Source organism: Actinomadura oligospora ATCC 43269, assembly GCF_000518265.1.
Classification (GTDB): Bacteria; Actinomycetota; Actinomycetes; order Streptosporangiales; family Streptosporangiaceae; genus Spirillospora; species Spirillospora oligospora.
Genome location: NZ_JADG01000013.1, coordinates 118,859 through 140,667, shown reverse-complemented (window position 1 = coordinate 140,667; position 21,809 = coordinate 118,859). Strand labels below are relative to the sequence as shown.

Here is a 21,809-nt window from a genome sequence, read left to right as displayed (position 1 = left end):
CGATCACCGCACCCACTCGCTCAGAGGTCCACGCCGACGCAGTCCGAGTCGGGCGGCTTTTCGCCGGACCAGGCGAAGCGAAATCCGCCAAAGCCCGTACACCAAATAGTTCTTCCCCCTCGATGCCCGCCAAAGATGCGACGGCATCGGATAGCGCGAAACGCCAGGCGAAATCCCGACTCACAAGAGTCGACGGATCTGCACAGAAAAGTGGGAGCATGGCATTCAACCACCAGAGGAATTACTGGCTGACCAATGGCGGCAGCATGTGGGTGGCGGTGAAATTCGGTACAGCAGGAGGAGACGCCGGAGCCCAATGGATACAGGCGAGCGCCCTCCCGTACAACGCCTTCCCCACGTCTGGCGGCGTCGCCCAGCTTGAAACAGGCAGGTCCCAGAAGAGGTTGACCCACGCGAACAGCGGGGCGGAGTGGATCTATCTCGCCTTCGTCGAGATCACCTTCAGCCCAGGGTGAAACGCGACATGGTACGACCTTGACGGCGGAGGGAATTCGTAGCCATGATCAACAGGAACGTGCTCGTCATCAAGGACGCCGACGGGCACGATCACTGGCGCCCAGATCGACATCGTGACCTACACCATTCCCGCCGATCCACGCGTCAGTCGTCGGCCGGGCGAGAGCCCTGGCACCAAGCCACACGCCTCGCGCACCCGAGCCGGTCCGGCAGCCCGAACTGATCGCCTTGAGGGCCCGGAGCGTGCGTCACAGCCGTCATGCGGACAGGAGCCAACAGGGCCCACCAACCAGGCGCATCCGGGCCTGCACAGGCCAGAGGACGGGCCCGTCCGGCCGAACCGCTCTCCACGCCCGCAGCCGCCCAGGAGGCACTGTTAGCAGGGGAAGACAGCAAGAGGCCCCTCGCGATGATCGCGAGGGGCCTCTGAGCTGGAGCCGCCTATCGGAATCGAACCGATGACCTATTCATTACGAGTGAATCGCTCTGCCGACTGAGCTAAGGCGGCGTGCCGTAGAGGAGTCTAGCGCCTTCTCGGGGGTGTGTGGGAATCAGCGGCAGACGGTGCCCTTCTTGGGCGGGGTTCCGGTGACCAGGTAGTCGTCGGTGGCCGCGGTGATGCACTGGTTGCCCTGGAGGTAGGCGGTGTGGCCGTCGCCGTCGAGGGTGAGGAGGGTGCCGGAGGAGAGCTGGGAGGCCAGGCCCTGGGCCCACTTGTAGGGGGTGGCCGGGTCGCGGAGGGTGCCGATGACCAGGATCGGAGGGGCTCCCTTGGCGGTGATGGCCTGGGGCTTCTGCTTGGTCTGGACGGGCCAGTAAACGCAGGGGAGGCCGCCCCAGACGACGAAGGAGCCGAAGCGGGGGGCCGCCTGGGCTGCCTGGTCGGCGGCCTTCTTGTAGGTCGCGACGTCCGGCGGGTTCGGCTTGTCGACGCAGTTGACGGCCATGTTGGCGTCGGTCTGGTTGCTGTAGGTGCCGTCCGGCTTGCGTTCGACCATCTGGTCGGCGAGCGTCATCAGGAGGGTGCCGTCGCCGCGGGTCAGGGCGGCGGAGAGGGCCTGACGGAGGAAGGGCCAGGTCTCCTTGGCGTAGAGGGCGGTCGCGACGCCCATGGTCGCCCAGGACTCGGTGACCTGGCGGGCGTCGCGGGTGTTGCGGAGCGGGCTCTTGTCGACCTTGCGGAGGAGGTCGCCGATCTTGGCGACGGCGGCGTCCTTGGTGGTGCCGACCGGGCAGTCGCCCTGCCGGACGCAGTCGGCGGCGAACGCGTCGAGGGCCGTCTCGAAGCCCTTGGCCTGCTCGACCAGCAGGTCGGTGGACGAGGTGCGCGGGTCGATCGCGCCGTCCAGGACGAAGGCGCGGATCCTGGTGGGGAACTGCGCGGCGTAGGCGGCGCCGAGGTAGGTGCCGTAGGACGCGCCGTAGTAGGAGATCTTCTGGTCGCCCAGGGCGGCGCGGATGACGTCCATGTCGTGGGCGGCGTCGACGGTGCCGACGTGGGGCAGCTCGCCGCCCGCCCTGGTCCGGCAGGCGTCGGCGTACCGCTTGCTCTCGGACGCGAAGGCGTCCATTTCGCGCTGGTCGTCCGGGGAGGTGTCGGCGGCGAAGAAGCGGTCGAGGTCGGGGCCGCTCATGCAGCGGACGGGCGCGCTCTGGCCGACGCCGCGCGGGTCGAAGCCGACGATGTCGAAGCGCCTGCGCAGCTTGTCGCCGAAGGCGCGTCCGGTCTGCTTGACGAAGTCCACGCCCGAACCGCCGGGACCGCCCGGGTTGGTGAGCAACGAGCCGATCCGGTGGGACCTGTCCTCGGCGGGCAGCCTGACCAGGGCGAGCTTGATCTCCTTCTGGGACGGCTTGGCGTAGTCGAGCGGCACGCGGACGTTCGCGCACTCCATGCCGCCACCACAGGACGTCCAGCTCGCCTTCTGGCCGTAGAAGGCCTCCAGGCCGGGCGGGGCCTCCTGCTGGGACGCGGAGGCGCCGCCACCGCCACCGCCGCCGTCGCATCCGGTCGCGACCGTCAGCGTCAGCGCGGCGATCGCGCTCGTCCACCTCGCTGCCCGCACGTGATCTCCCCGTCGTCGCGGTTCGTACACCGCCGCCCACGCTACGGGCACGGGCACCGGTTGGGCCAGCGACGTCCCGACGAAATAGTCGGGGGTGTGACGCTGTTGCCCCGAACATGAGTGCAGAAGGCACGCAACGGACGCGGGTCCGCGTCGAGCAGAGCAACCGGCGGGTGCGGGCGTTCCTGGACGGGCACGTCGTGGCGGACACGGTCCGCCCGGTGCTGGTCTGGGAGGGCACCCACTTCCTGGCCTACTACGTCCCGGTCGAGGACGTCCGGGCCGAACTCGTGGAGAACGGCCCGGGACGGCGGTCGCCGAGCCGGGGCGAATCCACGTCCTACACGGTCAAGGTCGGCGACATCGAGGTCAAGGACGCGGCGCTCCGCTACCCGGACTCGCCCGTCGAGGAGCTGCGCGGCCTCGTCCGGCTGGACTGGGACGCCATGGACGCGTGGTTCGAGGAGGACGAGGAGATCTTCGTCCATCCGCGCAGCCCGCATCACCGGGTGGACGTCCTGCCGAGCTCGCGGCGGGTCCGGGTGGAGGTGGACGGGGTGACCGTCGCCGAGTCCGGCAGCCCGCGGATGCTGTTCGAGACCGGACTTCCGGTCCGGTACTACCTGCCGAAGACGCATGTCCGGATGGACCTGCTCGAGCACACCGACACCGCGACCGGCTGCCCGTACAAGGGCACGGCCGAGTACTGGTCGGTGCGCGTCGGCGACGCCGTCCACAAGGATTTCGCCTGGTCGTACCCGACGCCGCTGCCCGAGAGCCGCGACATCGCAGGGCTCGTCAGCTTCTACAACGAGAAGGTCGACATCTACGTGGACGGTGTTCTCCAGGAACGTCCGTAAACCCTCGCGTCAGGACGAGCGCGCGGACGTCCAGCGGGGATGTCGGCGTCCCGCCGAACACCGCGCCGAATGCGTGCGCGGTGTTCGGCGGGACGACGACAGTGTCGCCTTCCTCCGCGGTGAGGATCTCCTTATTCGCCGGGCTTGTCGCCGCCGCCTTCCGCGCTTCGGCCTTCGTCTGCAGGGCCTTGACGGTCGACGCCGTCCGCTAGACGGTCGGTGTCGATGCCGGTGCCGTACGCCTCGTCGTGCTGACGTCGCGGGGAGCAGACCGAGGCGGACGGGCAGGAACAGCGTCCGCCGCTCGTCAGCCGTACCGTGACCGTGTCGGACGGGACGTTCCGTCCGACGACCTGACCGTTGCCCTCAGGGGTCTCGACGCGCGAGCCGAGCCTGGGCATGCGCTCGTGCGCCTGCACGTAGAGCGGATGCTCGTACTTCAGGCAGCACATGAGGCGTCCACAGGCCCCGGCTATGCGAAGCGGGTTGACGGGGAGGTCCTGCTCCTTCGCCATACGGACGGAGACGGGTTCGAAGTCCTTGAGGAAGGTCGCACAGCACAGGTCGCGTCCACACGGGCCGATCCCGCCCTGTAGGCGCGCCTCGTCGCGCGGCCCGACCTGGCGTAGTTCCACGCGCGCGCGGATGTTGCGGGCCAGATCGCGGACGAGCGCCCGGAAGTCCACCCGGTGCGGCGCGGAGAAGTAGATCTTGAAGACGTTCTCGGTGTCGAGGAAGTCCACCCCGATCACCTTCATCGGCAGCTCGTGCTTGCGGATCAGCCGCTTGGCGATCGCGCGTCCCTCCGCCCGGCGGCGGCGGTTCGCGTCGTCCCTGGCCAGGTGCTCGTCGCCCGCGATCCCCGCGCAGACGGGCAGCCCGCCGATGTCCTCCGACACCCACTGCGGGGCCCAGACGCACTCGGCGACCTCGGGCTCGGTGTCGGTCGGCACGAGCACCCGGTCCCCCACCTTGGGCTCGTACGGACCAGGGTCGAGGTAGTAGAGCCGTCCGTATCTGGTGAAACTGACGGCCATCACCATGCCCACGGTTTCGCTCCGTTCGCCCGGTTCCGTGACCCACACCCTATGCGGTCCGAACTCCATCCGGTGTGAGCGGAATCACCCCCTGTGCAGGGGTTACCAGGCGACGTCGGAAAGATCGTCCCCGGGGACCGGGGTGCGCTCGTCGGGGCCGTAGAGGCTGCCGTCGTCGCCCGCGAGGAGGAGGTGGCCGCCGGAGCTGTCGGAGTCGAGGCGGCTGACCCCGCCCTTGCCCTGGTGCTCCCAGAGGACGCGTCCGGGGCGTCCGGTCGCGGTGGAGAACTGCTGGAGGGCCACGCGGGACGGCGACCCGACGCCGGCCACGATCGTCCGGCCGTCCGGGGTGAGGACGGCGGCCTCGGTGCCCGCGGGCAGCCGCAGCACGGGCTTGCTGAGCTTCAGGTCACCGGCCGGACCGGCCGTGTTCAGCGTCCTGACCTGCGGCGGAGCCGGGGCGGGCGGGGCGCCGCGGACACCCGCGCGCGGTTGCGGGCTCCACAGGAAGGACAGCGTGGGGCCCGCCCACGACAGGCTGCCGATCCGGGCCCCCGGCTTCGCCTTCCAGGTCTTGCGCGTCCCGGAGCGGGTGGACAGGACGTCCAGGGTGCCCGCGCCGCCCTTCCGGTAGGTGACGTAGGCGATGGTCGTGCCGTCCGGGGTGACCGCCATGTCCGAGGACGGGTTGGAAACGCCGGGAACGACCGCGCGAGGGATGTCGCTGAGCGTCGAGGGACGGCCGTCCTTGCCGAGGACGAGCCGGTGGAACATGACCTTGCGGGTCCCGTAGGACGCGACGACATAGGAGTCGCCCGGGCCCGCCGCGATGCGCTGGAAGCTGCGTCCCGCCGGGGCCGCCACGGGAAGGCCGACGTCACCCCCGGTCTTCACGTCCCGGACGACCACCGCGTCGCCGTCCCTCCGGACGCCGACGACGAACCGCGGTCTGCCGCCGCTGTTCTGGGTCGCGGCCGTCGACTTGGCGTTCGTCGCCGCCTTCTTCTTCGGCGACCACGGGTGCCGGTGGATGGTGTCGACGCCCGCTCCGATCACGAGCGCACCGACCACGGCCACGCCGATCGGGACCGCGTTCCGCCAGGTCGTGCCCACCCGCGCCTCCGTCTTCCCGTCAGCCATGCGCACTCCGCCCGCCGCCTTCCGCGGCCTCGTCGACGACACTGCTCTCCTGCGACAAACGGACATGATTACGGATTTGACGGCATCACGCGACACTGAAGGCTTCCTGAACGTCCACCCTGCTCACCGGGCGGGTCAGCGCAGGGCGAGGGCGGCCCGCGCGGCCTCGGCCGCGGAGGCGCTGTACGAACCCCCGAACAGGGCGACGTGGACGAGCAGGGGGTGGAGCTGATGGAGCGGCACGCGCTCGTGGCGGCCGTCCGCGAGCGGGAAAACCTCGTCGTAGGCGGCGAGGACGCGCTCCAGGGCGGGGCATCCGAACAGCGCGAGCATCGCGAGATCGGTCTCCCGGTGGCCGCCGTGCGCGGCCGGGTCGATCAGCGTCGCGCCGCCGCCCGTCCAGTGGACGTTCCCGGACCAGAGGTCCCCATGGATCCGCGCGGGCGGCTCGGGCGGCCCTGCCAGCTCCTCGATGTCCTCGATGACCTTCTCGATCAGCCGGATCTCGGTCCCGCTCAGGTGCCGGGCGCCCAGCCGCAGGAACGGCTCCAGCCGCCGCTGCGCGTACCAGCGGGGCCAGGATCGCCCGTCCGCGGTCTCGTCCGGGGTGTTGTCGAGCGGAAGATCGGCGATGTAGCCGTCCCAGGGCGCGCCGAACGCGCCGGGCGCGCCCGCGTGCATCGCGGCGAGCGCCCGCCCGAACCGCTCCGCCGCGTCCGCCGTCGGCGGCTCGGACGGCAGCCACGGCAGGACCAGCGTCCGCTCGTCCGCCGCCACGACCTCGGGCACGGGCACCCCGCTCCCGGCCTCCCCGAGCCAGCGCAGGCCCGCCGCCTCCGCCGCGAACACTCCCTCGGGGCCGCCCGTGTCGCCCTCGAGCGCTTTGACGAACACCTCGCGTCCCTCGCCGAGGACGACCCGGTGCAGCGACCACGCATGCCTCGTCCCGAGGTCGTGGACGTCCGCGACGCGCTCCCCGAGCAACTCCTCCAGCCGCTCACGCATCCCGCCGGGCCGCCCGCCGCGCACGAAACTCTCAGCGATCTTTCAGCGCGGCGCGGACCTCGTCGAGCAGACCGGGCATCGCCGCCTCGACCAGCCCCAAGACGTGATCGAAGTCGGCCCGCCCGCCGTAGTACGGGTCCGGAACATCGGCTCCGGTGGACGGGTCGGCCCCGGTGGACGGGTCGAACTCGCGCAGCAGGCGGATCTTCGCGGCGGACGCGGCGTCCGGGGCCATGCCGCGCAGGTCGGCCAGATGCCCGCCGTCCAGGGCGATGATCAGGTCGTACCGGCCGAACCAGTGCGGCTCGAACCGCCGCGCGACGTGCGCGGACGGGTATCCGGACCGGCGCAGCGCCGCCACCGTGCGCGAGTCGGCGCGATCGCCCGCGTGCCAGCCGTCCGTCCCGGAGCTGTCGACCTCGACGTCCAGGCCCTCCTCGCCCGCGTGGTGGCGGAACACCGCCTCGGCCATCGGGGAGCGGCAGATGTTCCCGGTGCAGACGAACGTGACGCGATACGGCATCCCCCCATCCTGCCCGTCCAGCGCGCCCCGTTCGCACCGGGTCCGTCCGCCCTGGGAAAACTCCTTGATCACCGGAGGGCCGCTGCGTCTACGCTGCGGGAACCACATCCAGGTCATGGAGGTCGACCAGCTCATGGAGTTCTTCTGCTACCACCGCGACCGGGTCGGCTCACTGCCGTTGCGCAAGGCGCTCCTCGAGGCGCACTGGTCCTACATGGACCGCTTCGGCGAGCAGATGATCGCGCGCGGGCCGGTGTTCGGCACCGAGGACGAGGACACGCTCTTCGGCAGCGTCCACATCGTGGACCTGCCCGACGCGGTCACCGCCCGCGCGTTCGCCTTCGACGAGCCCTGCTACCAGGCCGGCGCCTACCGTGACGTCCTGCTGCGCCGCTGGCACAACCGCCTGGGCCGCACCATGTGGGAGTTCCCCGGCGACCGCGACACCGGCGCCTACTTCTTCGTGCTCGGCCTCGGCGAGGGCGAACCCGTCGACGCCGACGTCCCGGCCGACCAGGACGACCTGGTCGCCTACGGCCCCCTCTACTCCGACGACGGGACCACCTGGGTGGGCACCGCCGCCCTCGTCCGGGCCACCGACGAGGCCGCCGCCCGCGCCGTCCTCACCACCGACCGCTACGCCGACATCGAAGTCCACGCCTGGACCTTCGGCGGCCGCCGCTGACCACGCCACACCCCTCCCGTCCCGTCCCACTGAACCCACGCCGCGCCGACCGTCACCGCGCACAGCGACGATGATCAACTGGCCGCCCGAGACCGGGCATCAGCTGCAGGTCCTGAGACCGAGGATCAACTGTCGCTCCTGACGCCGAGGAGCAGACGCTGGCCTGAGGCCGGAGATCAGTTGCCGGTGCGGAGGGCGAGGGTGAGGGACTCGACGGCGAGGAGGGGGTTGACGTTGGCGTCCAGGCGCTCGCGGCAGGCCATGATCGCGTCGAGGCGGCGGAGGGTGGACTCGGGGGTGCCGTTGCCCGCGGTGGCGCGGAGTTCCGGGTCGAGTTCGGTGTTGACGAGGTCGCTGGACGCGCCCATCTGGAGGGTCAGGACGTCGCGGTAGTAGGAGGCCAGGTCGAGGAGGGCGCGGTCGAGGGAGTCGCGCTTGACGCGGGTCGCGCGGGACTTCTGCTTGTCCTCCAGTTCCTTCAGCGCTCCGGCGGTGCCGCGGGGCATGCGGCCCTTGACGCTCTCGCCCAGGGCTTGGCGGAGCGCGGCGGTCTCGGCCTCGTTGAGCTCCTCGGTGGTCGCCTTCGCCTCGGCCTCGGCGGCTTTGACGAGGGCCTCGGCGGCCATCACCGCGGGGCCCACGCCGGTCAGGCGGCGCGGGATCGCCATGACCTCCGCGCGGCGCCTGCGGGCGTCGGCGTCGGTGGCGAGCCGCCGGGCCCGGCTGATGTGCCCCTGCGCGGCGCGCGCGGCGATCTCGGCCGTCACGGGGTCGACGCCGTCCCGCAGCACCAGGACGTCCGTCACGGCGGCGACCGGGGGCGTGCGGAGGGTGACCACGCGGCAGCGTGACCGGATGGTCATGAGCATGTCCTCCGGGGACGGCGTGCACAGCAGCCACACCGTCCGCGGCGGGGGTTCCTCGATCGCCTTCAGCAGCGCGTTGGCGGCGGCCTCGGTGGCGCGGTCGGCGTCCTCGAACAGGACGACCTGCCAGCGCCCCACGCTCGGCGACGACGAGGCCCGCAGCACCAGCTCGCGGGTCTCCTTCACGCCGTAGGAGAGCCCGGACGGCCGGATGATCTCGACGTCCGCGTGCGTGCCCTGCAGCACCTGGTGGCAGGACGCGCAGTGCCCGCACCCGCGCGGCGTCTCGGCGCACTGCAGCGCTGCCGCGAAGGCCCGCGCAGCCGCCGATCGTCCCGAGCCGGGCGGGCCCGTGAACAGCCACGCGTGCGCCATCTTGCCGCCGCCCGCAGCCCGGCCCCCGCCCGCCGCCCGTCCGCCTCCGGACGACGACCCATCGGACGCCGCCACGGCCGACCGCAGCTGCGCGATCACCGGATCCTGCCCCACCAGGTCGTCCCACACGCTCATGCACAGAAGGCTACGGCCTCACCTCCCCTCACGGCGCCGTCCCGCCCCATGCCTCACATCCACCCTGCCCCGGTGGCCAGGTCATCGCGAAGTTACCCACAGGTTGTGGATAACCATCGGCAAGTGGACGCCCCGGTCCCAAGGGACGACGCGAAAGCCCAATCGGACGCTCCGTGCGGCCATCCGATCAGGCGAGGCGAGGGCCAGGGCGAGGCGGGTGACGACCGGGCCGGTCGGTGGGAGCCGATGCCTGCTGAGGTCGACCGGGCGAGCCGGTGCGAGCCGGGTCAAGCCGATGCGAGCTGAGGCTCGACCGGCGCGAGCCAGACTCGGCCGTGCGAACCAGACTCGGCCGGGGCGGGCCGGACTCAGTCGGCGCGGGCCGGGCTCGGGCGGGCGGGACGGGTCAGTCGGTGATGGCGGGGAACGTGCTGGTGGCGTCTTCGGTGGAGGCGGGGATGGGGTCGGGGAGGATGTCGCGGATGCGGTCCTGGATCTCGCGGCGGATCTCGGACTCGGGACGGCTCGCGTCGAGGACGAGGTAGCGGTCCGGCTCGGCCTCGGCGAGGGCGCGGAAGCCGGACAGGACGCGCTCGTGGAACTCGTGGGGCTCGGACTCGATGCGGTCGGCCGGGCTGGAGAGGCGGTTCAGGCCCGTCTCCGGGGGGAGTTCGAGCAGGACGGTCAGGTCCGGGACGAGGCCGCCGGTGCCCCAGGAGTTCACGGCGGCGATCTCCTCGACCGGCTGCTGACGGCCGAACCCCTGGTAGGCCAGGGTCGAGTCGACGTAGCGGTCGCTGACGACGATCGCGCCCCGGTCCAGGGCGGGACGGATGACGTTGGCCACGTGGTCGGCGCGGTCGGCGGCGTAGAGGAGGGTCTCGGCGCGGGACGACAGGCCGGTGGTCTCGCGGTCCAGGAGGAGGGCGCGCAGGCGCATGCCGGTCTTGGTGGCGCCGGGCTCGCGGGTGGTGACGACCTCGTAGCCGTGGTCGCGGAGCCAGATCGCGGCGAGCCGGGACTGGGTGGTCTTGCCCGCGCCCTCGCCGCCCTCGAAGACGATGAAGACGCCGCGCTCGTGGGCGCGACGCGGGGTCGCGGCGGTCGCGGCGGCGGCGGACGGCGGGACGTACACCTCGCCGCGCAGGGCCGCCGCCAGGTCCGGGACGAGCGGGATGCCGGTCCGCTCGTCCAGCAGGCGGTAGGCGATCAGGCCCGCGACCAGCGCGATCACGGCGGTGGCCAGCAGCGCGGCGGACGATCCGGGGAAGTCGCGCCCGACGTGCCGCGTCCCGATCGCGCCCGCGCCGAGCGGGACGGCGATCGCCGCGATGACCAGCGTCAGGACGGTTCCGGTGCGGACGCGCAGCGGGTTGTCGGTGACGACGGCCTCGGCGGACGCCCAGGCGACACCGGCGGCGACGCCGAGGAACCCGGCGACGAACACGACGACGACCAGGTTCAGCCCGACCGCGATCACGGCCAGGAGCAGCGCGGACGCGATCGAGGAGAGTCCGAGGAGGCGGCGGCGGCTGAACGGGCGCAGCACGCGCGGCCCCGCGACCAGTCCGGACGCCAGGCCGACGGCGAGCGCGCAGAGGATCATCCCGTAGCCGGGGTCGCCGCCGCGCAGGGCGTGCGTGTGGACGCGGGCGACGGCCAGCACGGCTCCGACCGGGAGCGCGGACGCGGCGACGGCGAACCGCAGCCCCCGGATTCCGGACGGACCGAGCCGCCGGAACAGTGCGACCGGGGCGTCCGGAACCGGGCCGTCCGCACCCGGAAGCCCGCCGACGACGGACGTCACGATCGCCGACAGCGCGAAGACGACGGCGGCGACGTACAGCGCGAGGTGCACGCGGTCGTCGGAATTCAGCAGTTCGTCAGCGACCAGCGAGGTCAGGACGAACACGAGCGCGGCGACCGGCGCGACGCCGAAGACCGTCCGGGCCATGCGGCGCGCCGCGTGCCCCGTGGACGGCGCGTCGGCGACGGGCAGATCCGCGCGCGTCCTGCCGTCCCCGGTCTCGAACGCCCGCGTCCGGTCGTCTGTCGCACCCGCCCCGGCCGTACGCGTCCCGGCCTCGTGCGCGCGCGGGTCGGAGTCGCCCTCGGGCCACGCCAGCGCCCGAGCGGACGACGAGGCGGCGGCGGCCCACAGGACGCCCAGGAACGAGACCAGGACGGTCGCCACGGACGTCCAGATCAGCGGACGCAGCGACGAGATCAGCAGATCGGCCATCGGGACCGACAGGACCAGGACGGCCCGCAGCGCGTCGGTGAACAACAGCGTCGAACGGCGGTCGAGACGCGCGGCGAGGGCCGCCGCGGCGCCCGGCAGGAGCAGCACCGGCAGCAGCCAGAGCAACAAAACGATCTCGACTGCGCGAGCACGCCCGGCGAACGAGGCATCGGTCGCCGCCGCGTATCCCATCGCGGTGAGCGCGGGCAGGGTCAGCCAGTGACCGAGCCCCGACACGCCGAGGGCCGTCCGGAGCCGCCGGAAGGCCGCAGGCGGGGCGCCGGCCGCGAAAGCGCTGGTCGGAGGCCCCGCCGGACGAGCTGACGTGGCGGCCCCCGACCGCGGCGACGAGGCGGCGTCCGACGGGCCGGGAACACGCGAACTGGTCATAGCGGTCAGGGTATCGGCGCGCCCACCCCTAGGAGCTCGACTTGGCCGACGAACGCTTGCGCGGCGTCGTGGTCTTCTTGGTCGTGGTGGTCTTCTTCTTGCCGCCACCCGCCGCGACCTTCTCGCGGCGCTCCGCGAGCAGCTCGGCCGCCCGCTGGATGGTGATCGACTCGACCTCGTCGCCCTTGCGCAGGGACGCGTTGGTCTCGCCGTCGGTCACGTACGGGCCGAACCGGCCCTCCTTGACCACCACCGGCTTGCCGCTGGCCGGGTCGTCGCCGAGCTCGCGCAGCGGCGCCGCGGCGGCGGCACGTCCGCGTCCACGCGCCTTGGGCTGGGCGAACAGCTCCTTGGCCTGCTCGAGGGTGACCGTGAACAGGTCGTCCTCCGAGCCGAGCGAGCGGCTGTCGGTGCCCTTCTTGATGTAGGGCCCGAACCGTCCGTTCTGCGCGGTGACGGGCTCGCCGTCCAGCTCGCCGAGGGTGCGCGGCAGCGAGAGCAGCTTCAGCGCGTCCTCGAGCGTGATCGTGTCGAGCGACATCGACTTGAACAGCGACGACGTGCGCGGCTTCGGCGCCTCCGCGGCCTTCTTGGTGCGCTTCTTCTTCTCGCCCTCCGCCGCGGGGGCCGGGGCCGGGGGCTCCGGGACGATCTCGGTGACGTACGGCCCGAACCGTCCCGACTTGGCGACGATCATGTTGCCGGTCGCCGGGTCGGGGCCGAGCTCGCGGTCGCCGGACGGCTGGGCGAACAGCTCCTCGGCCTTCTCCGCGGTGAGCTCGTCGGGCGCGATGTCCTCGGGGATGTTGACGCGGGCGCCGTCGCGGTCGAGGTACGGCCCGTACCGGCCGACCCGGATCATGATGTCGGTGCCCTTGATCGGGAACGACGAGATGCCCTTGGCGTCGATGTCGCCGATGTCGCCGACCAGGTCCTTCAGGCCCTCGTTGCCCTGCTCGCCGTCCCCGAAGTAGAACCGGGTGAGCCAGCGGACGCGCTCGGCCTCGCCGCGCGCGATCTCGTCGAGACCGTCCTCCATGTGCGCGGTGAAGTCGTAGTCGACCAGGTTGCCGAAGTGCTGCTCCAGCAGGTTGACCACGGCGAACGCCAGGAAGGACGGCACCAGCGCGGTGCCCTTCTTGAACACGTAGCCGCGGTCGAGGATCGTCCCGATGATCGAGGCGTAGGTGGACGGCCGCCCGATCTCGCGGTCCTCCAGCTCCTTGACCAGCGACGCCTCGGTGTACCGGGCGGGCGGACGGGTCGAGTGGCCCTCGGCGTCCATCGCCGTCGCCGACAGCGGGTCGCCCTGCGTCAGCGTCGGAAGGCGGCGCTCCTGGTCGTCGCGGTCGGTGGACGGGTCGTCCGCGCCCTCGACGTAGGCCTTGAGGAAACCGTGGAACGTGATCGTCTTGCCGGTCGCGCCGAACTCGGCGACCTCGTTCGCGGTGGACGCGCCGGTGACGCGGATCGACACCGACTGGCCCGCCGCGTCCTTCATCTGGGACGCGATCGTGCGCTTCCAGATCAGCTCGTACAGCCGGAACTGATCACCGGACAGGCGAGTCTCACCGGGCGTACGGAAACTCTCACCGGCCGGGCGGACCGCCTCGTGCGCCTCCTGCGCGTTCTTGACCTTGGAGGTGTAGACGCGCGGACGGTCCGGGACGTACTCGCCGCCGAACAACGTCGCGGCCTGCCGCCGGGCGGCGCCGATCGCGGTCTCCGACAGCGTGATCGAGTCGGTTCGCATGTAGGTGATGAAGCCGTTCTCGTACAGCTTCTGGGCGACCGACATCGTGTACTTGGCGGAGAAGCCCAGCTTGCGGCTGGCCTCCTGCTGCAGCGTCGTCGTCCGGAACGGCGGGTACGGCTTGCGCGTGTACGGCTTGGACTCGACGGACTTGACCTCGAAGGGCCGTCCGGCGAGCCGTCCCGCCAGGCCGCGCGCGTTCTCCTCGTCCAGGTGCAGGACGTCGCGGGTCTTCAGCGTCCCCTCGGACGTGAAGTCGCGGCCCTGCGCGACGCGCTTGCCGTCGACGGCGACCAGCCCGGCCTTGAACAGGTGCGGGTCGACGCCCTTGCCGGTGTCGAACTCGGCCTGGATGTCCCAGTAGTGCGCGGAGACGAACGCGATGCGCTCCCGCTCCCGCTCCACGACCAGCCGCGTCGCCACGGACTGCACCCGGCCCGCCGACAGCTTCGGCATGACCTTCTTCCACAGGACCGGGCTGACCTCGTAGCCGTACAGCCGGTCGAGGATGCGCCGGGTCTCCTGGGCGTCCACCAGGCGCAGGTTCAGCTCGCGCGGATTCGCCGCGGCCTGCCGGATCGCGTCCTTGGTGATCTCGTTGAAGGTCATCCGGTGCACCGGGACCTTCGGCTTGAGGACCTCCTGGAGGTGCCAGGCGATCGCCTCGCCCTCCCGGTCCTCGTCTGTCGCGAGGAAGAGCTCGTCGGCCTCTTCCAGAAGCTTCTTGAGCTTGGCGACCTGTGTCCGCTTGTCGGCGTTGACCACGTACAACGGCTCGAAGCCGTGCTCGACGTTCACGCCGAGCTTGGCCCACGACTCGCCCTTGTACCGGGCCGGCACCTCGGCGGCGCTCCCGGGAAGATCCCGGATATGGCCGATACTGGACTCCACGACGTAGCCACGGCCCAGGTACCCGGCGATCGTCTTCGCCTTCGCAGGCGACTCGACGATCACCAGGCGGGTGCCACCATCGGCCCCGGACCGGCCACCCCTCGCAGTGCCGTTCTTGGCTGGCACAGTCGCTCCAACCTCGCTGTCTGGTCTCTACTCACCGCCGTTGTGACGACTTCGCCACAACGCTTCCCGACGACGCTTCCATGCCCGGGGGACCCCGCCGCGCCTTCCCGTCCGGGGAACCCCCGCCACCCCACGGCCGCCGTGAAACTCCCACAGGATGACACGTCGCCGCCGGGGCTGCGGACAGGGACGCCACCCGAGCCGCTTCCGGACCCGTCTCCCACGCCACCGCCGAAGCCGTCGCCGGCCGGACGTCCGCAGGACACCGCCGGGTCATAATGAGGGGCAATGGTGGAGTACACCTACCTCGTTCTCCGACTGCCGCGCGGCACCACACGTGACACCGCCCGGCAGATCCTCACCGAGCACGCCGAACACGGCGGCTGGGAGCTCGACCGGCTGCGCCTCTACCCCGACGGTAGCCGCCGGATCCAACTGCGTCGCAAGATCATTCGCCAGGTGCGCACCTTCTAGGCGTCCGGCCCGGCGCTGTTTCCGCAGGCCAGGCGGGTCGCCCTCCGGCGTCACACCCTTTGACTCCCTCTGCGCACTCCGTCCGGAGCGTAGCACTAAGTACGAATCCTTTGACGCCCGGTAATCATAATCGCGTCCGCCCCCGTTCATCGCGTCTCCCGCGTCCCCTCCGCCGCGCGCCACGCCGTCCGGCGCGTCACGCCCCTCGATCCCGCCCTCGAACACGTCCCTCGGACGCGCCCCCGGTCGCATCGCTCCCCCACGTCCTCGGTCGCGTCCCTCGGTCACGTCCCCTACCCGGACGAGTCTCTCCGCGTACCACGACGACAAAACCGCCCGTGTGAGACCTCACTCCCCATTCCGGGATAACGACCCCGCCTCGCGGCAAGCCCTTCCGGACCCCGGCGACACCACCGGGAACGGGAACCTTTCTTGAACAGGGCTTTGCCCGCCCCAGACCGCGCCTCCGGGACGGGCAAAGCGTCTGTGCGGTCCGGAGGCGGGCGGCTCGTCCGAGGGCGAAACCTCGGAAACTGCCCGTCCGGACGCGGACGCGCTTGTGGACGGGAGCCGGAGCCCCCGTCCACGAGCGGTCAGGCCCGCCGGAAGAGGCGGACGCGGCGGCCCAGCGACAGCACGCCGGACAGCGCCGTCAGCACCGCGGCGGCGCCCAGGACCCAGGTGGAGTCCGCGTGGGTGCCGCTGGTGACCGACTCCTCGGCGGCCGTCTTCCGGACGTGCGTCAGGTCCGTGGCCTGCGTGAGGTCCTTCACCTGGGTGAGGCCCTTCAGCTGGGTGAGGTCCTTGACCGGGGCCTTGTCCGTCACGCCGCCGATCTGCGGGGTGTTGAGGTCGCCGGACACGGGCAGCGCGTCCGCGACGGGCAGCTTGACGCCGGTCAGCCGGGACACGGCGTCACCCGACACGTGGGTGCTGCGCCGGGCGGACGGGACGGGCAGGCCCGGCAGCGCCACCGGAGCGGCGGGCAGGCCGCGGGTCAGCGCGCCGACCTGCGGGACGGCCGACCCGGACGGGGCGAACGGCGTCCGCGCGGCCCCCAGCGGCAGCCGCACGGGCAGCTGGCCGGTCTGGACGGGCAGCTGCGACAGGCCGGGGACCGTCGGAACCGGCCCGCCCCGGGTGCGGCTGCGCGACAGCGGCGTCCCCAGCGAGGCCGGGGCGGCGGGCAGCTGCGACAGGCCCGGAAGCGCCGTCAGCTTGGACGCGCCCGGAACGGACGGAACCCCCGACGGCACCGGCAGCCCGGCCGTGGAAGGCAGCGCCTTCCGAAGCGGAAGCCCGGACCCCAGCGGCAGGTTGGACGCCACGGGCAGGCCCGAGACGACCGGCAGGCCAGACTTGCCCGCCGCCCCGGCCTTGGTCAGCGAACCCGGCTTGGTCAGCGAACCCGGCTTGCTCGGCGAGACCGGCTTGCTCGGCGAGACCGGCTTCGCCGGCAGGCCGGACGTCAGCGGAAGGCTGGAGACCAGCGGCAGCTTGGACGTCGACGGCAGGCTCGACACCAGCGGAAGCCCGGATGTGGACGGCAGGCCCGACATGACCGGCAGACCCGACTTGCCCGGGAGCGTGGACGCCAACGGGAGACCCGACTTCGCCGGGAGCGTGGACGCCAGCGGCAGGCCCGAGCGGGAGCGGAGGGCGGACCCGACCGGCAGTCCGGCCTTGCCGGAGCCGGGGCGGAGCCCGGAGACCAGCGGAAGGCTGGACAGGTTGCCCGCGACCGGGAGCTTCGGCAGGGCGGGCAGGGCCGAACCGGGGTTGACCGGCAGCGAGCCCGCGCCGAGACCGGATCCGGGGCCCGTGCGCGGGAGGCCCGGCATCGGCGCGGGGACAGGACGCCGCGCGTCGGTGTTCGCCCGGCTGTACGGGGTGTAGCCGCCGCCGGGGCCGTCCGTGTGCGTGTGCGCGCCCGAGCCCTTCGGGCCGAACACCGTGGCGGTGCCGTCACATGCGGCGTTCGCCTCGCCGAGGATGGCGACGGCGTTGCCGCAGACGCTCACGGGTGCGGAGATCGGCAGGTTCACCTGGTCGCCCGCGAGCACGCCGCCCTCCCCGGACGTGTGCTGGCCGCCGCCCGAGCTGCTGCGCACGTGGGCGCCGCCCGCGCAGTGCGCGCCCGCCTCGCCGAGCACGCCGACCGCGTTGCCGCAGACGCTCACCGGCGCGGAGACCGGCGCGTTGATCTGGTTCCCGCCGAGGACGCTGCCGTCGCCGTTGGTCGTCTGCCGCCCCGACCCGTGGCCGCCGTTCCGGACGGACGCACCGCCGTGGCAGGAGGCGTGCGCGTTGCCGACGCTGTTGCCGCAGGCGCTGATCGGAAGGCTGATCGGGGCGTCCACCTGGTTGCCGCCGCCGACGCTGCCGTTGCCGGACGTCCGCTGCCCGGCGCCGGTGTGGCCACCGTTCTTGACGGCCGCGCCGCCCCTGCATCCGGCGTGGGCCTCGCCGAGCACGCCCGCCGCGTTGCCGCAGACGTCGATCGGCGCGGACACCGGCGCGTGGGCCTGGTTGCCCGCGAGCACGCCGCCCTTGCCGCGGGTCTTCTGCCCGTCCGCGCCGCTGTTGTGGACGGACGCGCCGCCCACGCAACGCGCCTCGGACACGCCGAGGATCGCGATCGCGTTCCCGCACGCGTCCACCGGGAGGGAGATCGGCGCGTCCACCTGGTCGCCGGAGCCGACGCCGCCCTCGCCGGACGTGGTCTGTCCGCCGCCGTTCGGGCCGTGTCCGGAGCGTCCGCTGCCGCCCGTCCTGTCGTGACCGCCCTTGCCGCTGTCCTTCTTGCCGTGTCCGCGACCGGGCTTGTGGTGCTTGCCACCCGGACGGCCGTGGTGGTGGCCGCCGGGGGCGCCGTCCGGCCCGTTGTGGACGGTCGCGCCGCCCTTGCAGCCCGCGTCGGCCTCGCCGAGGATCGCGACGGCGTTGCCGCAGGCGTTGACGGGCGCGGAGACGGGGGCGTGCACCTGGTTCCCGGACAGCACTCCGCCGCGTCCGGAGGTCTTCTGCCCGCCGCCGTCCGGGCCGTTGTGGACGGTCGCGCCGCCCCTCTCACGGCCCTTCGCGTGGCCCGCGACGGCGACCGCGTTGCCGCCGATGTCGACCGGCGCGGAGACCGGCGCGTTGATCTGGTTGCCGCCGAGCACGCTGCCGGTGCCGTCGGTGGTGTCGGCCAGCGCAGCGGTGGGGATGACGCTGGCGCCCAGTGCCACAAAGCTCGCGGTGAGAGCGGCGGCACGAGCGGTACCCATGGCCCACGTTCGCATGATGCTCCGTTCGAGGATCTTCGTTGGTGAAGGTCGGACTGCTTGCCGCGGCGCGCGGACCGTGCCGCGCCTGCCGCGTCTCCCTGCGGAACCGTCCGCCCCGTCCGCCGGCCGGTGTCCGGTCCGCGGGTTCGGACCGGCGGACGGCGCGTCCACGGCCGCTGGGAGGGCAGGCGTGCGGAACGCTCGTCCGGGCCGGACGGTCGGTGTCGGTTTCGCCGGGGTTCTGTCGAGCTCGGCGGCCGCCTGGGCGGGCTCACGCCCGCGCCGGGGACGCGTCGCTCGATCGGGGGGTGACGTGCCGCTCGCGGCGGCCACGTCCCGGCGCGACCCGAGCCGCTCGGGCCGGGCGCCGGAGATCAGTGATCAGTCAGGGGCGAACGAGGGCTCGTCCGCCGCGCCGCGCACGGCCGGCGGGACCTCGTTCAGGGCCCGGAGAAGCACCGCGCCCGGACGGCGGGGCGTCCAGGAGCGGCGGAGAAGCGTCCCGCCGAACCCGCCGAACAGGACGGGACCGGCCGCGGGGGCCGAGGCCCCGGTGGCCTGCGCCGGAGCGGGGGCGGGAACCGGTGCGACCGGCTTGTCCGGGCCGCGCCAGACCGTCCGCGAGGCACTCCTGCGGACGTGGGCGCGGGCGGCCTTGGCGAAGCCCGTGCCGTTCGCCGCGATGCGCCGCGTGATGGCGCTGGGGCGGGCCGGGGCCGTCCGGCCGGGACGTTCCGCGGGCGTGACGACGATCTCGCCTTCCGCCCCCGGACGGTCACCGTTCGTCGCCCGCCCCGGGATGTTCTGAGCGGGCGGCACGGACGGACGCGGCGTCGGCGTGATGTTCGGCACCGGGTGGCCGGGCAGCGGAACGACCGTCCGGCCGTGGGGCACAGCGGCGAGCGCTGCGGGAACCGGAGCCCGGCCCCTGAGCACCGCCGACGCGCCCTGGACGATTCCGCCGGGCGCACGCAGCAGCCCGGCGGCACTCGCCGGGACGACCGCCGCCCCCTGCGGAGACGCGGTCGCCATGCCCTGGTGGGACGCGGTGTCAGCGAACGCCTGGGCGGCCCCGCCGATCAGCCAGCCCGCGACGACGAGCCCGGCCAGCAGGAGGAGCCGGTGGACCGCCCGGACGGCGACCACGCGACGCAGCACGGCGGTGACCGCCGATGTCCGCGCCGCGCTGTGGTCCACGAGCTCCTCCTGCCAGGGTCACCCCGTCCAGACACGACTTCCGGACGACGCAAAGAGCGGGTCAAGCCGCTCTCTACGAATGGTGACCGTAGCACCACGGAGCGCACGGACGTCCCCCATTCCGCGCACTTCCGCGGGAATTCTCAGGAGCGATCAAGGAAGTCGTCGAGAACGCGCACGCCGAAGCGCAGTCCGTCCACCGGAACGCGCTCGTCGACGCCATGGAACATTCCGGAAAAATCCAATTCCGGGGGGAGTCGAAGGGGCGCGAAGCCGAAGCAGCGCATGCCGAGGCGGGCGAACGCCTTGGCGTCCGTCCCGCCGCTCAGGCAGTACGGGACGGGCAGCGCGCCCGAGTCCTCCGAGATCAGGGCCGCCTCCATGGCCGCGACCAGCGCGCCGTCGTACTCGGTCTCGACGGCCTGGTCGTGATGCACGAATTCACGGCGGACGTCCGGTCCGAGCAATTCGTCCACGGTCGAGAAGAAATCATCCTCGTAACCGGGCAGGAAACGTCCGTCCACCTGGGCGGTCGCGCTCTGCGGAATGACATTCGTCTTGTATCCGGCGTCGAGCCGGGTGGGATTCAGCGTGTGCCGCAGCGTCGCGCCGATCATCCGCGCCAGCGGGCCGATCTCCGCGAGGCACCGCTCAGGGTTCTCCGGGTCGAACTCCACCCCGTACGCCAGGCACGCCCGCTCCAGGAACGCCCGGACGGTCTTGGTGAGCCGGATCGGGAACTCGTGCCGTCCGAGCCGTCCGACGGCCTCCGCGACGGCCGTCACCGCGTTGTCCGGATGCACCATGGACCCGTGGCCGGCCGTCCCGTCGGCGGTCAGCCGCATCCACGCGAGGCCCTTCTCCGCCGTCTCGATCAGGTACATCCGCTTGTCGCCGGGCACGGTCAGGCTGAACCCGCCGACCTCCCCGACGGCCTCACTGCACCCGGCGAACAGCTCCGGATGCTCCTTGACGAGCCACTGGGCTCCCCACGTCCCGCCGGCCTCCTCGTCCGCGAGGAAGGCCAGCACCACGTCCCGCGGAGGCCGCCGCCCCTCCCGCAGCCGCTGCCGGACGACGGCGAGCATCATCGCGTCCATGTCCTTCATGTCCACGGCCCCGCGGCCCCAGACGCACCCGTCGGCGATCTCCCCGCCGAACGGGTCGTGCGTCCAGTCCTCCGCCTGGGCCGGGACGACGTCCAGATGCCCGTGGAGCAGCAGCGCGTCCCGCGTGGGGTCCTCCCCCTCGATCCTCGCCACGACGCTCGCCCGTCCGGGATGCGACTCGAAGACCCGGGGCCGCAGCCCGACCTCCTCGAGCTGCCCGACGACGTACTCCGCCGCCTCCCGCTCCCCCGGCCCCGAGTGATCACCCGGGTTGCTCGTATCGATCCGGATCAGCTCCTGGCAGATCCGGACGACCTCGTCCTCGGCACCCGGCAGACCCACGACAACCACCCTCATCCGTGCTCGCGCCTACCCGACCATGGTGCCCCCACGATCGACTTCGCCGCGACTCCCGACCTTTGGTACAGTGAAGCCCGCCGCTGCAGCCGAGAGCTGCGGCGCCACACCGGTCCGGGTGGCGGAATAGGCAGACGCGCTAGCTTGAGGTGCTAGTGCCCTTTACGGGGCATGGGGGTTCAAGTCCCCCCTCGGACACCGAATTACCCCATGAAGGGGTGTGGGCCCGGTTCGAACTGGTCGAGGAGATCGGTTTGGATCGGGCCTTGTGCGTTGTCGGCGTGGGCGAGCGTCCAGGTGGCGGTGTCGCAGACGATGGTCAGGAGTTCGTCGCGCAGGTGATCGGCGATCTCGGGCGGGCGTCCGGGGAGGTGCTCACCGAGGGCGGTGAGCATGCGGTCCTCGCGTATGTAGAGATTCCTCGGCCGGTGTGATGGTCGGGGCTTGGCGCTGTTGTGGCCGTGGCGGCAGCGGTAGCCGGGGTGGTCGTTGACCCAGTGCGCGTCCATGCGCCGCCCACGGACGCGACAGCGCATCAGGCCTGCGAGCAGGTACTCACGCACGGTGCCGTCCTTGGCCGGACGAGCAGTGCGGATGGCCTGGGCGGCGACGAAGTCCTCCTCGCTGACCAGAGGCGCATGCGCGATCTTCTGGGATGTCGGGCGGTGAGCAGGTCGGCGGCCCGAGGGCGCTTCGCCCACGGAATTCGCCCACGGAAGCCGTCGCGAACATCCCACGTCGAAGAAGTCCGCCACGATCGTTCCGTGTCCGATGATCAGCGTCTCGGCCATCTCTCGTTGCCAGCTGTGAGACGTCTGTTGGTCCTGGAAGT

General features: G+C 72.2%; 16 protein-coding genes and 2 tRNA genes. 5 read left to right on the top strand and 13 right to left on the bottom strand.

The genetic code is table 11. The features are described 5' to 3' along the window. Window positions 1-218: 218 nt before the first annotated feature. The gene (locus P696_RS47390; protein WP_051468013.1) at window positions 219-476 is read left to right on the top strand and encodes a hypothetical protein; all 258 of its coding nucleotides are present in this window, start codon (window positions 219-221) and stop codon (window positions 474-476) included. Between the two features lie 433 nt (window positions 477-909). On the opposite strand, the gene P696_RS0122660 is transcribed toward P696_RS47390, so the two are convergent. Together P696_RS0122660 and P696_RS0122655 are read right to left on the bottom strand one after the other, a co-directional pair. Further along, a tRNA-Thr gene (locus P696_RS0122660) sits at window positions 910-985 on the bottom strand. 43 nt (window positions 986-1,028) lie between these two features. Continuing rightward, window positions 1,029-2,543 carry an alpha/beta hydrolase gene (locus P696_RS0122655; protein ID WP_026414129.1) on the bottom strand — a complete coding sequence of 505 codons (1,515 nt, stop codon included), beginning with the start codon at window positions 2,541-2,543 and terminating at the stop codon, window positions 1,029-1,031. A 116-nt stretch (window positions 2,544-2,659) separates the two neighbouring features. On the opposite strand from P696_RS0122655, the gene P696_RS0122650 reads away from it, so the two are divergent. Next, entirely contained in the window at window positions 2,660-3,403 is a 744-nt protein-coding gene (locus tag P696_RS0122650) for a DUF427 domain-containing protein (RefSeq protein ID WP_026414128.1), read from the top strand. A 131-nt stretch (window positions 3,404-3,534) separates the two neighbouring features. Here P696_RS0122650 and P696_RS47385 read toward each other — a convergent pair whose 3' ends face one another. From P696_RS47385 to P696_RS0122630, 4 genes are all read right to left on the bottom strand, one after another. Then, window positions 3,535-4,446 (bottom strand): PSP1 domain-containing protein, encoded by a 912-nt coding sequence (locus tag P696_RS47385; protein WP_084338020.1) that lies wholly within the window; start codon window positions 4,444-4,446, stop codon window positions 3,535-3,537. 96 nt (window positions 4,447-4,542) lie between these two features. Continuing rightward, window positions 4,543-5,580 (bottom strand): PD40 domain-containing protein, encoded by a 1,038-nt coding sequence (locus P696_RS0122640; RefSeq protein ID WP_026414127.1) that lies wholly within the window; start codon window positions 5,578-5,580, stop codon window positions 4,543-4,545. 135 nt (window positions 5,581-5,715) lie between these two features. After that, window positions 5,716-6,585 (bottom strand): fructosamine kinase family protein, encoded by an 870-nt coding sequence (locus P696_RS0122635; protein ID WP_034486291.1) that lies wholly within the window; start codon window positions 6,583-6,585, stop codon window positions 5,716-5,718. Between the two features lie 31 nt (window positions 6,586-6,616). Then, window positions 6,617-7,108, bottom strand: a complete 492-nt coding sequence (locus P696_RS0122630; protein ID WP_026414125.1) for a low molecular weight protein-tyrosine-phosphatase — start codon at window positions 7,106-7,108, stop codon at window positions 6,617-6,619. A 64-nt stretch (window positions 7,109-7,172) separates the two neighbouring features. Between P696_RS0122630 and P696_RS0122625 the strand changes: the two genes are divergently transcribed. Beyond that, entirely contained in the window at window positions 7,173-7,793 is a 621-nt protein-coding gene (locus P696_RS0122625) for a YciI family protein (RefSeq protein ID WP_245627772.1), read from the top strand. A gap of 176 nt (window positions 7,794-7,969) precedes the next feature. Here P696_RS0122625 and P696_RS0122620 read toward each other — a convergent pair whose 3' ends face one another. The 3 genes from P696_RS0122620 to topA all read right to left on the bottom strand — a co-directional run bounded on the left by P696_RS0122620 (window position 7,970) and on the right by topA (window position 14,571). Then, window positions 7,970-9,169 carry a DNA polymerase III subunit delta' gene (locus P696_RS0122620; RefSeq protein WP_026414123.1) on the bottom strand — a complete coding sequence of 400 codons (1,200 nt, stop codon included), beginning with the start codon at window positions 9,167-9,169 and terminating at the stop codon, window positions 7,970-7,972. Window positions 9,170-9,575: 406 nt separating this feature from the next. Beyond that, a complete protein-coding gene (gene tmk / locus P696_RS47380; RefSeq protein ID WP_245627771.1) occupies window positions 9,576-11,801 on the bottom strand; it encodes a dTMP kinase in 2,226 nt (741 codons plus the stop codon). Between the two features lie 28 nt (window positions 11,802-11,829). After that, window positions 11,830-14,571, bottom strand: coding sequence for a type I DNA topoisomerase (gene topA, locus P696_RS0122610; protein WP_026414122.1), 2,742 nt, complete (start codon window positions 14,569-14,571; stop codon window positions 11,830-11,832). 288 nt (window positions 14,572-14,859) lie between these two features. Here topA and P696_RS0122605 point away from each other — a divergent pair, with 288 nt between their 5' ends. Continuing rightward, complete coding sequence (locus P696_RS0122605; protein ID WP_026414121.1) at window positions 14,860-15,045, top strand: DUF5703 family protein; 186 nt, start codon at window positions 14,860-14,862, stop codon at window positions 15,043-15,045. 593 nt (window positions 15,046-15,638) lie between these two features. Here P696_RS0122605 and P696_RS0122600 read toward each other — a convergent pair. The 3 genes from P696_RS0122600 to P696_RS0122590 form a co-directional block, all read right to left on the bottom strand. Next, window positions 15,639-18,314 (bottom strand): chaplin family protein, encoded by a 2,676-nt coding sequence (locus P696_RS0122600; protein ID WP_170026553.1) that lies wholly within the window; start codon window positions 18,312-18,314, stop codon window positions 15,639-15,641. Window positions 18,315-18,695: 381 nt separating this feature from the next. Then, a complete protein-coding gene (locus tag P696_RS0122595) occupies window positions 18,696-19,511 on the bottom strand; it encodes a hypothetical protein (protein ID WP_026414119.1) in 816 nt (271 codons plus the stop codon). A 143-nt stretch (window positions 19,512-19,654) separates the two neighbouring features. Next, window positions 19,655-20,962 (bottom strand): M20/M25/M40 family metallo-hydrolase, encoded by a 1,308-nt coding sequence (locus tag P696_RS0122590; RefSeq protein WP_425394161.1) that lies wholly within the window; start codon window positions 20,960-20,962, stop codon window positions 19,655-19,657. Window positions 20,963-21,089: 127 nt separating this feature from the next. Here P696_RS0122590 and P696_RS0122585 point away from each other — a divergent pair. Continuing rightward, window positions 21,090-21,175, top strand: a tRNA-Leu gene (locus tag P696_RS0122585). Window positions 21,176-21,180: 5 nt separating this feature from the next. Here P696_RS0122585 and P696_RS52820 read toward each other — a convergent pair. Beyond that, on the bottom strand, window positions 21,181-21,768 hold the full coding sequence (locus tag P696_RS52820) for a recombinase zinc ribbon domain-containing protein (protein ID WP_026414117.1): 588 nt from the start codon (window positions 21,766-21,768) through the stop codon (window positions 21,181-21,183). Window positions 21,769-21,809: the final 41 nt, after the last annotated feature.